The following is a 16,308-nucleotide window of genomic DNA, read 5'->3' on the forward strand; positions in this document are numbered from 1 at the left end:
AAGCATTGATAAAGGATAACTACCATGAAGGTTCTGGTTATAGGTTCTGGTGGAAGGGAACACGCTCTCGCATGGAAGCTGGCCCAGTCGGTCCGCGTTACAACGGTCTATGTAGCACCGGGAAACGGGGGTACTGCCCTGGAGCACAAGTGCCGCAATGTGCCCGTCCCCGGCTCAGATCCGTCACGGCCCGAAGCGCAGGAATACCTGGTGGATTTTGTCCGCAGGGAAGGCATTGAACTCACCGTAGTAGGCCCCGAAGCCCCTCTTGCGGCGGGGCTTGCAGATCGCTTTACTGCTGCAGGACTTCCGGTTGTCGGGCCCGAAGCGAAGACAGCCCAGCTTGAATCGAGTAAGGCCTATGCCAAGGCTTTTATGGCAAAATACGGAGTACGAACCGCCCGAAGTACCACAGTAAACACCCTCGAGTCAGCCATGGCGCTGGTGACGGAACATTTTGCAGGGAATCCCCCTCACAAGCCCACCGGACGACCTCTCGTCATCAAAGCGGATGGGCTTGCGGCCGGCAAGGGGGTCGTTATTACCGACCGGGCCGACGAAGCGTCTGCGACCATAGAGGAGTTTATGGAACACCGGGCCCTGGGAACCGCCGGAACCACCCTGGTTATCGAAGAATACCTGGAAGGCAAAGAAGTATCCATCCTCGCCGCCGTCCAGGCCGGACCGGACCTGGCACCGGGAACTGCCCGGATCCTGCCCTTTATACCCGCCCGGGACCACAAACGGCGATACGACGGTTCCCAGGGCCCGAACACCGGCGGTATGGGAGCTATTGCACCGGTGGCAGATTTTTCTGAAGCAGCCCGTACCGATTTTGAAAAACATATCTTGGAACCCACCCTGCGGGGACTCGAAGCCGAAGGCCTCAGCTATCGGGGCTTTATTTTCTTTGGCCTCATGGTTCAGGATAATCGCTGTTACCTTTTGGAATACAATGTCCGGTTGGGAGATCCGGAAACCCAGGCGGTGCTCCCCCTTATGGGAAGCGACCTGGCAGAACTCTGCCTGAGCATAGCCGGCGGAACCCTTCATCAATATAACCTTACATGGAAACCGGGCTTTGTTTGCGCCCCCGTGGCAGTCGCCGAAGGGTACCCCGGAACATATCGGAAGGGAGATCCCATCAGTATTGAGAGAGATAAAATTGCAGCTGCGGGAGCCCAGGTCTTTATTGCCGGTGCAAGCATGAACCAGAAAGCCCTTGATACTGGCACTCCTGACAGTGGAGACGGCGAAGGGAGTCTGCTCCGTACTACGGGCGGCCGAGTTTTAGCAGTCTCAGCCTATGGAACAAACCTGGAAGATGCTCGAAGCCGGGCATACCAGGGGATGGATGGAGTTCACTTCACCGGTATGGGGTTCAGGCGGGATATTGGAACCTGTTAGGACGGCCCCAAAGGCCCCTATCCTCCTCAAGATTATAAAGATGTAAAAGAGGTCCCATGGATCAAACCGCCCAGAATAACCTGAGAAAACCGCTGGATAATCTGATTCTGCAATTCCGGGTCCAGGGGGCTCTCGATGATAAGGCGAGATGCAAGACCATACAGGCAGGCCCAAATCGTCATGGCGGTAATTTCGGGCGGTGCCGGGGCAAATTCACCCTTTTTCATCCCCTCTGACAATACAGCTACGAATAAAGTAAAGGTTTTGCGGGACTGGCTAATACCCCGCTTAAGCCCATTCACCTGGGATTTCCCAGGCCCCGCATCCTGCATCACGACCACCTTAAACAGGTCCGGTTGCTCTAATGCAAAATTGATATACGCAGAAATAGCAGCAACCGTTTTTTGAATACAAGAACGACTGGAATCGGTTAGGATCTCCTCCAGGGTTTTCAGAAGCCGGTCATAGCCCCTCTGGATTATTGTCTGAACAAGCTCGTCCTTGTTAGAAAAATGCCGGTAAATTGCAGCCTCGCTGAGACCTACAAGACGCCCTAATTTTCGCATAGAAAACCCCGGTAGTCCTTGCTGGGCTAACAGCTCTTCACCTGCTTCAAGCAATCGTTCCCTGGTTGTTTTTTATGAGTTCATACCACCATGTTAACACTGTTAACACTACTTTTCAAGCAAGGTGACAATGGTTTGTTTCTACCAGCCAAGTTTATCAGCTTATATCGGATAAAAAAAGGCTGCCAATTAATGTGGAGGCAGCCCTGCACATTCTGTGCATTACGAGTATTATTCTTTAACACTACCCAGATTCATACCGATAACAAAGTATTTTTGAATAAAAGGATACACCACAATAATCGGTGCTGCGGCAACAACCGTAATTGCCGCTCGAATACTCATGGGGGTTACCATGTTAGACTGTTGCGATAAACCCATGGCACCAATATCGCCAGCACCACGAGACTGGGCCTGGCTCGACTGTAAAAACTCCATTAATTTATATTGTAATGTATGTAACTTAACTTTACTCGATGCATAGATGAGTGTATCGAACCAGGAATTCCATGCACCCACAGCAACAAACAATGCTACCGTGGCAAGAACAGGAGTACTTAAGGGCAGAATAATTTTAAAGAAAATGGTATAATCGCTTCCTCCATCAATCCGAACAGATTCAATAATGCTTTCGGGAATACCTCTTAAAAAGGTACGAATAACCAAAAAGTTAAAGGCACTCACCATCGTAGGGATAACATATACCCAAAAGGAGTTCAGTAATCCCAGATTCTTGATTAAAAAATACGTCGGAATTAAACCAGCATTGATATACATAGATACTACTAGAATAACCGTAAATTGTCTTCTAAAAATAAAGTTCGGTCTTGAAAGTACATAGGCAATCATGGACGTAAAGAAAACATTGGTAAGGACGTTGAGAACGGTACGTGCAACAGAAACAAAAAAGGCACGAAATATGGCACCTGTAGAAAAAACCATTTTATAATTTTGCAGCGTAAATCGTCTTGGAAATAAGGTAATGCCTCCACGGATAGTATCTACCGCTTCGTTAAAGGATACAGCAACCGTATTCCAAAAAGGATAGAGCATAATTACGGAAAACAGTACCATAATGGTACCATTTACTGTATTAAAAATATAGGATTCGTAATTATATCGTTTCTTCATATGAGCCGTTCCTCACCCAAACGTTTTACCAGTTCATTTGCTAAAAATATGAGTGTCATATTAACCACGTTCTTAAAAAGCCCCGCCGCTGTAGCTAATGAATAATTCGATCGTTGCAAACCAAACATCAATACATAAATATCTATAGTATCTGAAACATCCTGTACAAGTCCATTTCGCAGCAAGTATTGCATTTCAAAACCTGCATCGAGAATATGTCCAATACTAAGAATAATGAGAATGATTATCGTTGGTTTGATGCTGGGAAGTGTGATATACCACATTTTTCGCCATCGACCACAGCCATCAATTTCTGCAGCTTCATACAGCGTGGGATCGACACCAGCAATAGCAGCAAGATAGATAATGGTATTCCATCCTAGCTCTTTCCAAACATACGTTGCACCTATGACACCCCAAAAGTATTTTGGTTCTGAGAGCCACAGTACCGGTTCTTTAATAATTCCCAAAAATTGCAATACATTATTTACAGCTCCATCCTCTACCGACAGCATCGTGGCCACAAGTCCTGTGACGATAACCCAGGATAAAAAGTGCGGAAGATAAGATATCGTTTGTGTTATTCGTTTAAAGGCAACATTTTTAATTTCATTCAATAATAAGGCAAAAGAAATCGCGGACACAAACCCTAATGTGGTATTGATAATACTCATCATAAAGGTATTTCGTATCGTTCGTATAAACACTGGATCGGAAAATAGAAAGCGAAACCATTTCAGTCCAACCCATTCCTGTTGAAAAAAGGTTTTCGAGGGACGGAAATTTTGAAATGCCATGGTCCAGCCCCATAATGGTACATAGCTGAACAATAAAACATAAAGAATGATGGGGACAGACATTACTAAGAGATGTCTTTGAGTATATATCGTCGTAAGTAGTTTGCCACCCCTCGTCTGGCGTGGTATCACATTCATCATAGGCCCCTCGCACCTGTAAAAATTGAGGAGTGCGTTAAAATCATTCGATTTTAACGCACCTCATCGAATTACGTATGAATTACTTCTTTTTGCTCCAAGCGGCTACTCGTTTTTTCACCTGATCTTCCATATAAGCTTCATAAATCGAAATACCGTTCTTATTCATCTGATCGACATACTCTGCCCACAGTTTTTCAAAATCTGCAGGGGGTGCAAGAATAATCTTCGGCAAATACTTCCGCATGGTTTGATCACAGCGCTGAAGCGCGATCTGAGCGTCAGACCCATCAGGTGGATTCGGTAAATTCCAGGTGGGATACCAAATGGGGTTTGGCGGTGGATTCTTATCCATTAACTCAGCATAGCTGGTAACACCATAGGCTTGCCAAAGCTCTTTATCTTCTGGACGAGTAATAGCTTCCCGTTCAGGATAATAATATGTGAGGTCCCAAGGATAACCATCATTAAACGAACCTTCCCAGTTCGGAAAGATATCCCTAACAAGGAGTGCTCGATTTTGTTCCTGCCAGGTGATATTTTCCCAATTCTTCCGTTGTTCGGGAGTCCGGTAGGGCTCACCCTTTTCATTCCGTTGCCAGTCTTCGCCCTCAATACCCCATTGCATCATGCGCTGAACTTCTTCACTCAAGAGGTCATTGATAAACTGGATAATTCGTACCGGGTCTTTAGCCTTCTTACTGATACCAACACCACGGCCAAGATTAGGAATAGGATAATCTCGGTAGTGAGGGCGGATAGATGCATCAAATACAACTGGTAATGGAGCAAAGGTCCTGTTGTACATACCCGCATCCCGGAGAGCATCATCGGCATTCTGGAACTGCCACCGCTGGTCATGCATACCTAAGACCCGGCCGGTTGCAAGTTTTGCTAAATACTGATCATAGTTGTCTGAGAACGCAGCCTTATCAATATATCCTTGAGCATTCAGTTCATTGAGCTTTTTGAACCATCGCTTAGAGATATCCATGGTAAAGAACGTTTTATACTGTAAGGTATTGGGATTAACCACACCGTTGCCATCGTTAGGATTGCCCGCAAGGAAATTTGGCGGGTTCCACAAACAGAAGGCATGCCAATCGTAGGTCAGAATAGTAAAGGGGATTGTTTTCTGTCCATTGATTGTTGGATGTTTTTTAGCATAGTTAATGAGCAGATCAAAGTACTGATCCATCGTGACAACCTTAGGATACCCGGCTTCCTTCAGGACCTCCTTCTGAATCCACATGGCTGAGGCACCATAATAGGGACTCTGATCCTTGTTATGGATAATTCCCCAGTTAGTCAGATAATAGATATGACCATCGGGAGATCGAAGTTTGTCCCACTGATCTCCAAAATGGGCTTTAATATTGGGTCCGTATTTTTCTACCAGATCCTCAAGGGGAATTAATGCACCCGCATCGATAAATTGGGTTTCATTAATTTCTATTACATCAGGATAATCTTCACCGGCGATCATAACGCCCCGTTTCTGAGCAAGCTCCCCAACAAGGATATCCCATTCAAAAGTTACACCCAGTTTTTCCTTCAGATACTTGTAAGCCTTATTATCCGGATTTGGCTGTTGTCTAGATTGAATGGTAAAAACCGATATGGTTATCGGTTTTCTTGTTGGAACCGCAGATGCGGATTCATTTTTCTTTGCACACCCTGTGACAAAAAGGAATACTACTAAGCCTAGCATGAGACCAGTAGCTCGAACCATGTTCTTCATGTACATTCCTCCTATGATTTTATAGTATATTACATGATATGGTTCATATTTTATGTTTCATATAGGTAAAATGACCTATTTTTACAATTATTGGCGCCTAAAAAAATGCCCGGACACATGACGTAGACCGGGCATCAAAATGAATTGGGAGTCCTTATACGCCTGCAGCCTGTATGAAGGCATCTTCACTCAAAAATTGCTGGGTATATAGCTTCCAGTACATGCCATGTAGGGCCATAAGGGACTGGTGATCACCATCTTCGATAATTCGGCCCTTATCCATGAGGATAATCCGGTCCGCATTCCTGATCGTAGAAAGCCGGTGTGCAATGACAATACTTGTTCGTCCGGCAAGCAGCCGGTTTATGGCACCCTGTATCAGAACTTCAGTCTCAGTATCCACCGAACTGGTTGCCTCATCGAGGACAATGATCCGAGGATTGGCTACCAGGGCCCTGGCAAGACAGATAAGCTGTTTCTGTCCTACTGAGAGCAAAGCACCCCCTTCTCCGACAGGTGTATCAAAGCCCTGTTCCAGCCGTTCGATAAAGGCATAGGCGTTTGCATCACGGGCAGCCTGTTCAATTTCGTCGTCCGTTGCATCCAACCGGCCATACCGGATATTTTCTCTGACCGTGCCGGAAAAGAGGAGCGGAGTCTGTACCACATACCCCAGCTGACTATGAAGCCAATGTTGAGTCCATTCGCGGTAATCCCGTCCATCAATCTGGATGGAACCTTCCTCCGGTTCATAGAACCGGCATATGAGATTCACCAGGGTAGATTTACCACAGCCAGTTTCGCCGACCACTGCCACGGTTTGCCCTGCGGGAATATACAGGGAAAAATTTTTAAATATCCATGGCGCGTCTTTTCCATACCGGAACGCTATGTTTTCGAGCAGCAATTCACCACAGATCGGAACCCCTTCACGAGCATTCGGCCGATCCACAATTTCCAGTTCTGTATCGATAAGTCCAACCAAACGTTCTGCACTTGCCTGGGCTGCTTGAAATTCTGAAAGCACCCTGGCAACTTCCCGAGCTGGATCAAAGAACATTAACGCATAGTTGATGAACGCTACGAGGGTCCCAAAGCTGATTATGCCCTTAAGGAGAAATTGTCCGCCAGCCCCCAGTGCGAGAGCTGCGCCCATAGCAGCAAGAGATATGACTATGGGGAAAAAAAGTGCAGAAAGTCTTGCAGCTCTGATAGAATGATTCCGTAGGGTCTGAGTTTTTTCTGCAAATTCCTTATAGTTGTACTTCTCGATACCGAGGGCTTTCGTAGTCCTGCCTCCCTGCAACCCTTCATTAAAGGCTCCGGTTACTATAGAATTTGCCTTACGAGCCTTTCGCTGTGCCATGAGGATCCGTTTCTGAAACCAGAACGTTATCACAAGAAGTGGAGGAACAAATACGAGGGTAATCGCCGCGAGAAGCGGTTGCATCACCACCATAAATACGATGATGGTAAGCATCATGGTGGTTCCCCATACGAGGTCTACTATGCCCCACGCAATAGTATCTCCCAATTTTTGGGCATCCGAGGTCATTCGGGCAATGATCCAGCCTGCCGGAGTACGATCATAATAGGAAAAACTCAACTGCTGTAAACGCTGGAAGGCCTTTTCCCGCAGGGTATACACAAGCCGTACCTCTATGATACCTGCGATCATGATGAGGGCCCACACATTAAAACCCTGCAGCAGCGCTAAGAGCCCATATCGAAATATAAACCGGGAGATTAATGGGGCCGAATCTGGCTCTTGTGCAATCGGGATGAGTACATCAAGAGCATATCGGGTCATCTGCGGAAATATTCCATCCAATACTGCTACCCCTATCATGATAAGGATTAAAAGACCAATAACGGGATAGAGTGCTTTCCCGAACTGGAATATTTTTTTCCAGAGAGTCACATCAAATTGGCTCGAATATTCTTTTTCTTCAAATTGTGTTTGTTCTGACATGTATCTTCCTTATTTACTCGTCCATAAACGCACTTTGTAGTTCAGCAAGCCGGCGATATAATCCAGGCTGCTGTATCAGATCTTCATGACTGCCCTGGGCGGTAATACAACCATCTTCAAGCACCAGAATCGTATCTGCCTCTGCTAGGGTCGTAAGCCGGTGAGCGACGATAAAGGTTGTCGTCGTTCCCCTGCCTTGTTTCCCTATGGCTCCTCGTATAAGATGATCCGTTTCGATATCGACCGCGCTCAGGCTGTCATCCAAAATGAGGATAGGAGCGGTTCTGAGCAGTGCCCGAGCTAAGGCAAGGCGCTGGCGCTGGCCTCCTGAAAGGGTTACCCCCCGTTCTCCGACCATGGTCTCATAACCATCCTGAAAACCCATTGCGACATGATGAAAGGCAGCTTTCTGTGCAGCATCAATCAAAGTTGCTTCATTGGCGTCGGGACATGCGGCCAAAAGATTTTCCCGGACCGTTTTTCCAAATAAAAAGCTGTCCTGGAGCACCAGGGATATGGCCTTGCGAAGCTCCGCTTTGGGAATCGTTCTGATGTCCCGCCCCCCTATCGTTATATACCCCTCGTTTGGTTCATAAAAACGAACTAGAAGCTGCATTAACGTGGATTTTCCACTGCCCGTAGGCCCCACAATAGCTACATGTTCCCCTGGAACAACCCGAAAGGAAATATGTTTAAGTACCTCAGTACCATCAGGATAGGAAAAGGACACATCAACAAATTCGATGGGACCTCTAGCCCATTCGTCATGAAAGGAGCCCCCTGCATTGGAGTATGATACCGCAGGAACCCTTATGGTGCTATCAAGATCTGTTTCTGTTACGAGGGTAAGTAATTCAGCAATACGACCAAGGGCAACCTTGGTTTTTCCCGTATCGGCAAGAATCCGTCCAAACTGACGAACCGGCCAGAGTACCTGCTGTTCATAGGTTAAGAAAAGGACCAGCAGGCCAATCGTAATGAATCCTGCGGTATAGAGCTTAAGTCCAGCTCCCAGCAGTAAGGCTATTTGCAGAAGCCCGAGAAAACTGGAAAAACCCCAATAGAAACCAAGCCAACTGATAAGCTTGTATACCTGATCTCGAAGACCCTTGTTGGCTCTGCCAAAACGCTCAAGTTCATATTGTTGCCGTGCAAAGGCCCGTACCACCCGAACACCGGTAACATTTTCCTGAACAATACCTGAGAGCACCCCTTCCCGTTCATCAGCCACCAGGAAGAGCCGCTCCACCATCTTCTGAAAATAAAAAGAGAAGAGAATTATTACCGGCATCACTATGCTACCCCAGAGGGTGAGCCGATAGCTCAGGGAAAACATAATGGGAAACACGAAGGCTACTAGAGCCAGGGTCCTGAAGAGTTCTACGAATTCAAAGGCAAAGAAACGCCGGACCGTATCCACATCAGAGGTGCAGCGCTGGAGCCAGTCACCAGTCTGGGATCTGAGCATCGTCTCATAGGGTAAATGCTGGGTATGATGATACAGCCGATCCCGCAATGCTTTTGCGCTTTGCTCCGCGGCGGTGTTAACGCTCAGGGAAGCGATAAAGCTGAAAAAGGCTTGCATAAAAATCATGCCCGCAAAGGCAAGACCAAGCACCCACAGATGGTCCCTCAGCCAGGGCTGCCATACCCAGGGTGCGTTCCCCCAGGCCTGAAGAGTCTGTAACGGCACGAGTTTTTCGAGAAAACCGCCTCCTTCAAAGTTTTTACCGAGGAATGGTTCCAATATAACGGACAGAGGGAAGCAGATGATCGGTGGCGCGGTCCCTATAACACTATCTATGGTCAATTTTACTATCATTGGAGAAGAAAAGGTAAAAAATACTTCCCCGATAATTGCAGCGAGACCAAGCGCATAGATATGCCGCCAGCCCTTGAGGACATTCCATAAGAGATTGATGCGCCCGAAACGGGGCCACGAGTTTTTTTGGATACTGTAAAGTTCTTTTGTTGTGACAGACACGGTCTTCCTCCCGGAAGATAGGTTGATGAACGATGAAGCCTAATCCGTGTTTTTTCTGTTGTTCTGATTATATATAACAATAAAAAAGGACCAGGCTTCCCATGGAGCTGGTCCTACTCGATTCAATTAATCCAACAGACTTATTGGAACGACCGGAATAGCCAGCTTCCCGACACTGTATAAGCAACAACGACCCGTACATTTGTATACATTCGCATTATCCGGTCTCCTTTGATATTATACCCTTTGCTAAGGGTTTAAAAAATACTCTATGCTTCTTTTTATTATTTGTCAAGTGCTCACTCCCTTGACAATATCAGTTAACACTGTTAACATTTCTTGTATGAATATACATCCCGCACTTACAGTACTCATACCACTTATTATTGTATTAGCTTTTATAGCTGCCATTGCAGGGCTTTGGCCAGCGGAAGGCCATCCCTACCAGGCGACCAGCTTAAGGGGAGAATCGGTAACGATTCATGCCCGGGGACTCTATTATTGGGATACGGTCAGCTCTGCAGCCCAGATGCAGGCCAATGATTTGGTCACATTAGCCCTTGCGGTGCCGCTTCTCATCCTCGCTTTCCTGCTGGCTCAGAAAGGATCCTTGAGAGGAATGTTTCTTCTTACCGGTAATCTTGGATTTATCTTATACACCTATATCACCATGTGTTTTGGGGCTCACTTTAATCGATTGTTTTTAGTGTATGTCGCCTTATTCGGTTTGAGCCTTTTTGCATTTATCCTATGTCTCATGTCCTTTGATATTAATAAGCTTCCGGAAATTTTTACCCCAAAACTGCCCCGTTCCTGGATAGCAGGGCTTCTCTTCTTTACCGCCGCATTTCTTACCATGGCCTGGGGCGGACGGATAGCAGCAGCCTTAGCCCCCGGAGCTGTTCCCGCACTTGATAATACCACCAGCATGTTTATTCAAGCCCTCGATCTTGCTGTGATTGTCCCGGTCTGTATCATCGCAGGCATATTATTACTTCGTCAGCATCCCTGGGGTTATTTATTAAGTGCGGTAGGCTTAGTGAAATTTACCACCCTGGGAATTGCAGTAAGCCTTATGGGATTAAATATGGCCAGGATAGGGGTTCCCATCAGTCTTGTCGAGTTGACCATATTTCCGGCCATGGCCTTTGCAGGAATCTGCATAACCATATCGCTTTTATTGCATGTTAAACAGTAATAATTATGACATAGGACTGATCCTTACTTGGATCTTTCAAAACAATTCACTGTAAAGGGAAAGAAAATTCAATTACCGCTCCCTGGCTGGTGTACCAACTGAAGGTTCCCTTAAGCTGGTCCATGAGGCCTTTCATGAGGCTAAATCCCATAGAGTGGGTATGGTCAGCATTAAAGTCCTTGGGGAACCCTGATCCATTATCCTTTATGGTTATGGTAAGTAAGTTATTTGAAAATTTAGTAATACTAATATCTATACGACCAGATCCATCGGATCGTTTACCATATTTTATAGCATTAATGCAGGCTTCGAAAACCGCAAGAGCACAGGGAATAGCTTGATTCAAGCTGATGATGACATCATCACCGGCAACTGAATACTCAAAATAGGTGTGATGATTAGAAAGAATGAGCTCTACCAGATCCTGAATATATTCTTTTAAAGCAAGGGATTCCACCCCGGCAGACTGATATATCTTTTCATGGACCATGGCCATACTTTGAATGCGGAGCTTGCTGTTTTCAAAGAGTTCCTGGTCTTCTTCACAGGCGAGCTCATCGGCTTGAAGTGTTAAAAGGCTGGATATAATCTGCATATTGTTCTTTACACGGTGATGGACTTCCCGTAAAAGGGTATCCTTCTGTTCCAGGGTTTGCTGCAATTCTCTATTGGCTTCTTCAAACTGATGCTCTCTGGTTCGAACTTCCTGAGACATGGTATTAAAGGCTTCGATCAATCGGTTTATTTCTATATAGGAACTGCGGTGCTCTATAGTTCGATACACTCTTCCCTGAACCTGGAGCGCTTCATCGGTAAGAATCGTCAAGGACACAAGTATATTTCGGCCCATATAATAGCCAAAAAGGGTCGCAAGGATGAAGGAAATCAAAGATGCAACCAGAGCAATGTTCAAAACGTCCCTTGTTGCGCGGAATGCGAAAGACTCCAATTCACTTATAAAAACATACCAGTCAGGTCCCGGAATATAACTAAGAGAAGTAACCAGAGAATAATTATTATATTGATGCAAGAGGGTCCCTGATTTTTGTTTTCTTGCCCAAGAAAATAATTCTGTTGATGCAATAGTAACTTGTTCTTCTACAAGAGAGCGATTTCTATTTGCGACCACTGTACCATAACGGTCTGCTATTGAGAGGTCCGTCAATTTTTCCGAACTCAGCGTGGTTGGAAGCCGTGATAACCATGAAAGATTTAAATAACCTGCCAGAATACCCGAGGGATGCCGGACTGCTACAACGATAGTAGGATTTTTAGTTCTGGTGGAAATAAAAACCGGTGAATAAACCGGATTTTGAGTATTATCCTTGAGTAATTTCATAATGTATGTTTGATGCGAAAAATCAAACCCTGAAAAAACATCTCCTTCAGGAAGTACCGTAAGAACGGTACCACTTTTATCTATAATAAACACACTTTCATAGATACCACTCTGAATAAGACTTTTCTCAAGTAAGGTATAGTCTGATATAGATGACATGCTATTCAAAAGGGTACTGGCATCCTTAATTTGCTGCTCGATACTTAAAGCGATGCTTTTAGCCAATATTTCATTCCGCTCTAGAACGGTTTTATTAATTCCCTGTTGAATAGCTATAAATACCGATAAAGTCATCACTAAAATCGGCAGAAGGACGGTAAAACTTGTGAGGAGTATCAGTGTTTTGCGTATGGTTCTATTCATGATCCATCCTGACAAGCTCCCCATTCTGAATTACAAGCCGCTGAAAGGGAATAATAGGATCACCATAAGCATCTATATAAATAGAAACCTGTAAACCTTCAAACTGTTTTTCCAGAATGGATTGCTTAAGTTTTTTAGAACCACAACGCTTTAACCCCTCTGCCAAAGTTTGCACCGCAAGCCAGCTCTGTCCAGCACCAAAATCAGCTTCTTTTCCGTAGGTTTCCCGGTACAGAGCACTGAATTCACGCCAGGCAGGTTTTTCAGACTGGGGATTAAAGGGTACCGTAAAGATCATACCTTCCACCGCCTGGCCCCCATTTTCTATTAAAGCCTGGGACATAGCCCAGCCTGTACCAAGATACGGCATCGTAAAGCCCCTACGACGTATCTGTTGTGCCAAAAGAGCTGTATCCATACTGTTAGTGGTAAATAAAACAATATCCGGCTGATATTGTTCCAGAGCACGTAGTACTGTTGCAGTGCTTGTTTCATCCTTGGGATCAAAGGGATATCTTACAACCGATGCATTCTGTTGCTGTGAAGCCATAAGGCGCCTATATTCCGCGGTGTACGCATCCCCCAAAGGACGAGCAAAGGATTGATTTGATAGATCATCGATGATACATGGTTTCAGAGCCCCCCGGGTTACCGACTCTCTTGCAAGCTCATGGGCCTCAGTCGTGTTAGGGGTGGTTAGACGAATAAAGTAATCATCAAGCCCGCTAAAATCGGGGCTGCTCGCGGTAGGACTTATTAGCGGGATGGCAACTTTATTTGCTAAGGGAATAAGTGCGTGAGCGATACCGCTCGTCATAGGGCCAATAATGGCAACAACCTTTTCTGCTGTAAGTTCCTGAAACACCTTTCGGGCAACTTCCGGGTCCTGCTTATCATCCCGAATAATGAGCCTCAATGTTCGACCCCGGATACCACCAGCTTTATTTATTGCATCAATGGCAAGCAAAGCGCCATTTCTGCCGCTGATACCGAGATCCGAGTTGAAGCCCGAAAGGCCGCCAATAAAACCAACAGAGATGGGTTGCGGAGTGCAGGATGTTAGAAGGAGAGTGAACAATACAAAAATAGTAGCTCTCAAGCACATCCTCTTTTCCAGTTCATCAATTTGCATCGTTAAAAAAAACCTTCACACAATTCTCAATTGTGAACTTTTTGTTAATTAGCTTACTTTATTCGCGTATATTTTAGCGATATTAGATATAATGAAGATAGTTGTAATAATTGTAATAACTATTTATAAATAATTCAAGCTATCTATTAGCTACCAGAATATCTACATCTACAAACATATGGGGGAAGTATTTACCTCGATTCATTCCGGAACTATCCCCTGCTCTGCCAAAAGCTTCAGGGACAGATCCCGCAGTTTATATTTCTGAATCTTCCCGCTGGCGGTCATAGGGTATTCCTTTACAAAAAAGACATAGCGTGGGATTTTATGCCGGGAGATTTTACCCCTGCAGTAATCCCGGACATCAGCCTCATCCATGGAAACCCCATCTTTTAATATGATGAAGGCCCCAACCTCTTCGCCATACTTTTTGCTCGGAACCCCCACCACCTGCACATCCTTAATGCCTTCCATATTATACAGGAATTCCTCAATTTCCCGGGGATACACATTTTCACCGCCTCGGATAATCATATCCTTGATGCGACCGGTAATGCGGAAATAGCCCTGGGCATCGATGGTTCCCAGGTCCCCCGAATGGAGCCATCCATCAGCATCGATGGTTCGGGCGGTTTCTTCAGGCTTATTATAGTAGCCCCGCATCACATTATAGCCCCGGCAACATACCTCGCCCTGCACATCGGGAGGACAATCTTTACCTGTCTCAGGGTCCACAATTTTCACCTCTACCCCAGGAAGAGGACGCCCGACAGAAGCAACCTTCATCTCAAAGGGATCCTCCGGTGTAGTCTGGGTCATAACCGGTGAAGATTCGGTAAGCCCGTAAGCAATGGTGATATCCTTGCAATGCATATCACTGATAACCCGTTTCATCACATCCGTAGGACAGGGGGCCCCTGCCATAATCCCCGTCCTGAGAGATGAGGTATCAAAGAGCGAGAACATCGGGTGGTTCAATTCAGCAATAAACATGGTAGGCACCCCATACAGGGCGGTACACCGCTCATTCTGTACCGATGCAAGCACCAGAAGGGGATCGAAACTTTCAAGCATAACGAGGGTCCCCCCATGGGTCAGGGTTCCTAACACTGCCATTACACAGCCAAAACAATGGAACAGCGGTACGGGCACACAGAGCCGTTCATCAGGACCAAAACGCTGGCTTTCAGCCACAAAATACCCGTTATTCAGGATGTTCCGGTGGGTCAGCATGACCCCCTTGGGGAACCCGGTCGTCCCGGAGGTATACTGCATATTGATGACATCCTGGCAGGTGAGTTCCTTTTTCGCTGCTTCTAAAAGACCATCTTCTATATGGGTGCCTAGGAGGAGAAGCTCACTGGTATTGTACATCCCCCGGTGTTTTTCCTGGCCAATAAAAATCACATGCTTCAGGAAGGGGAAACGCTCGCTCTGCAAATACCCCCGTTCACTATGGCGAAGTTCCGGGATAAGCTCGTACACCATGGCCACATAATCGCTGTCCCGCCAGCCATCGATAAGCGTCAGGGCAGTTAAATCAGCCTGTTTCACCAGGTATTCCAGCTCTGCAGTCCGGTAGTTTGTATTGATGGTTACCAGCACCACCCCGATTTTTGCAGTGGCAAACATAAAGGTAAGCCAGTCGGGCACATTAGTTGCCCAAATTCCCAGATGATCCCCTTTCTTAAGACCAATAGCGAGCAGTCCCTTAGCCAGAGCATTAACCCGGTCATTAAATTGGCTATAGGTAAAACGGAGATTCCGGTCCGCATAAACTACAAATTCCTTATCAGGATGAGCCAGGGTCTGTTCTTCCAGAACTTGCCCCAGGGTTTTCTCTAATAGAATGATTAGAGGTTGTTGTGACATGGACAATTCCTTTTAATAGGGAGTATACACAACAGCTAGAATCCGGGCCTCGCCCGCGGTACTGTGGACATGATGTTCCACAATGGAATCCAGATAGATCGAATCCCCCTCATGAAGCACATAGGTCTCCTTCCCATAAAAAACTTCCACGGCTCCCGTGAGTACATAGATAAATTCCTCACCTTCATGAGAAGAGGTATGGACATCCTCTGATGAGGAACCGTGAATATCGATAATAAATGGCTCCATATGGCGGCCTGCCTTGTTATGAGCCAGGGAATAAAAATCCAGATCACTGGAAACTGCACCGGTACGCCCCGCAAAACGCACCGCTGGAACCTGAGCATCGGCCCTGGTAATAACAGGACCGAGGGAATCCACATCATCAAGAAAGGTTCCCAATCGGACCCCTAAGACCCGGGCAATTTTGATGAGGGGTGCCAGAGACGGGGGCAACTGATTCTGTTCCAGAGCTGCAACCAGATCCGGATGCAGTCCTGCCCGCTCAGCCAGATCGGCCACACTGATTTTTCGAGATTCCCGCACAGTTCGTATTCGCTTACCAACGTTCGTAAAATCAGACATATTTCACCATCCTTACCCTACTACAAATCTTAACAGATATATAGAAATAGAGTAAGCATACCATAATAAAAAGGATAAACTTG

Annotated in this window: 12 protein-coding genes; 2 read left to right on the forward strand and 10 right to left on the reverse strand. The window is 46.1% G+C overall.

Annotated features, from left to right (window positions below; genetic code table 11):
• Positions 1–24: 24 nt before the first annotated feature.
• A complete protein-coding gene (gene purD / locus SPICA_RS12270) occupies positions 25–1,407 on the forward strand; it encodes a phosphoribosylamine--glycine ligase (protein ID WP_013969808.1) in 1,383 nt (460 codons plus the stop codon).
• A gap of 32 nt (positions 1,408–1,439) precedes the next feature.
• Here the strand turns inward: purD and SPICA_RS12275 are convergent, their stop codons facing one another.
• The 6 genes from SPICA_RS12275 to SPICA_RS12300 all read right to left on the reverse strand — a co-directional run bounded on the left by SPICA_RS12275 (position 1,440) and on the right by SPICA_RS12300 (position 9,736).
• Complete coding sequence (locus tag SPICA_RS12275) at positions 1,440–2,027, reverse strand: TetR/AcrR family transcriptional regulator (RefSeq protein ID WP_013969809.1); 588 nt, start codon at positions 2,025–2,027, stop codon at positions 1,440–1,442.
• Positions 2,028–2,204: 177 nt separating this feature from the next.
• Positions 2,205–3,104, reverse strand: coding sequence for a carbohydrate ABC transporter permease (locus tag SPICA_RS12280; RefSeq protein ID WP_013969810.1), 900 nt, complete (start codon positions 3,102–3,104; stop codon positions 2,205–2,207).
• Positions 3,101–3,901: an ABC transporter permease gene (locus SPICA_RS12285; protein WP_215904891.1), complete on the reverse strand. Its 801-nt coding sequence runs from the start codon at positions 3,899–3,901 to the stop codon at positions 3,101–3,103. Before SPICA_RS12285 ends, SPICA_RS12280 begins: the two co-directional genes overlap by 4 nt.
• A gap of 220 nt (positions 3,902–4,121) precedes the next feature.
• Positions 4,122–5,780 (reverse strand): extracellular solute-binding protein, encoded by a 1,659-nt coding sequence (locus SPICA_RS12290; protein ID WP_013969812.1) that lies wholly within the window; start codon positions 5,778–5,780, stop codon positions 4,122–4,124.
• 154 nt (positions 5,781–5,934) lie between these two features.
• A complete protein-coding gene (locus tag SPICA_RS12295) occupies positions 5,935–7,752 on the reverse strand; it encodes an ABC transporter ATP-binding protein (RefSeq protein ID WP_013969813.1) in 1,818 nt (605 codons plus the stop codon).
• 13 nt (positions 7,753–7,765) lie between these two features.
• Complete coding sequence (locus tag SPICA_RS12300) at positions 7,766–9,736, reverse strand: ABC transporter ATP-binding protein (protein WP_013969814.1); 1,971 nt, start codon at positions 9,734–9,736, stop codon at positions 7,766–7,768.
• Between the two features lie 343 nt (positions 9,737–10,079).
• Between SPICA_RS12300 and SPICA_RS12305 the strand changes: the two genes are divergently transcribed.
• On the forward strand, positions 10,080–10,934 hold the full coding sequence (locus tag SPICA_RS12305; RefSeq protein ID WP_052296379.1) for a hypothetical protein: 855 nt from the start codon (positions 10,080–10,082) through the stop codon (positions 10,932–10,934).
• A 46-nt stretch (positions 10,935–10,980) separates the two neighbouring features.
• Here SPICA_RS12305 and SPICA_RS12310 read toward each other — a convergent pair whose 3' ends face one another.
• The 4 genes from SPICA_RS12310 to SPICA_RS12325 all read right to left on the reverse strand — a co-directional run bounded on the left by SPICA_RS12310 (position 10,981) and on the right by SPICA_RS12325 (position 16,225).
• Entirely contained in the window at positions 10,981–12,636 is a 1,656-nt protein-coding gene (locus SPICA_RS12310) for a sensor histidine kinase (protein ID WP_013969816.1), read from the reverse strand.
• A complete protein-coding gene (locus tag SPICA_RS12315) occupies positions 12,629–13,735 on the reverse strand; it encodes an ABC transporter substrate-binding protein (RefSeq protein WP_041396249.1) in 1,107 nt (368 codons plus the stop codon). The genes SPICA_RS12310 and SPICA_RS12315 overlap by 8 nt, the downstream gene beginning before the upstream one ends.
• Positions 13,736–13,969: 234 nt before the next feature.
• A complete protein-coding gene (locus SPICA_RS12320) occupies positions 13,970–15,640 on the reverse strand; it encodes an AMP-binding protein (protein ID WP_013969818.1) in 1,671 nt (556 codons plus the stop codon).
• Positions 15,641–15,652: 12 nt separating this feature from the next.
• Positions 15,653–16,225, reverse strand: a complete 573-nt coding sequence (locus SPICA_RS12325; RefSeq protein WP_013969819.1) for a helix-turn-helix domain-containing protein — start codon at positions 16,223–16,225, stop codon at positions 15,653–15,655.
• Between the last annotated feature and the right edge of the window lie 83 nt (positions 16,226–16,308).

The sequence above is a fragment of the Gracilinema caldarium DSM 7334 genome (assembly GCF_000219725.1).
GTDB classification, from domain to species: Bacteria; Spirochaetota; Spirochaetia; order Treponematales; family Breznakiellaceae; genus Gracilinema; species Gracilinema caldarium.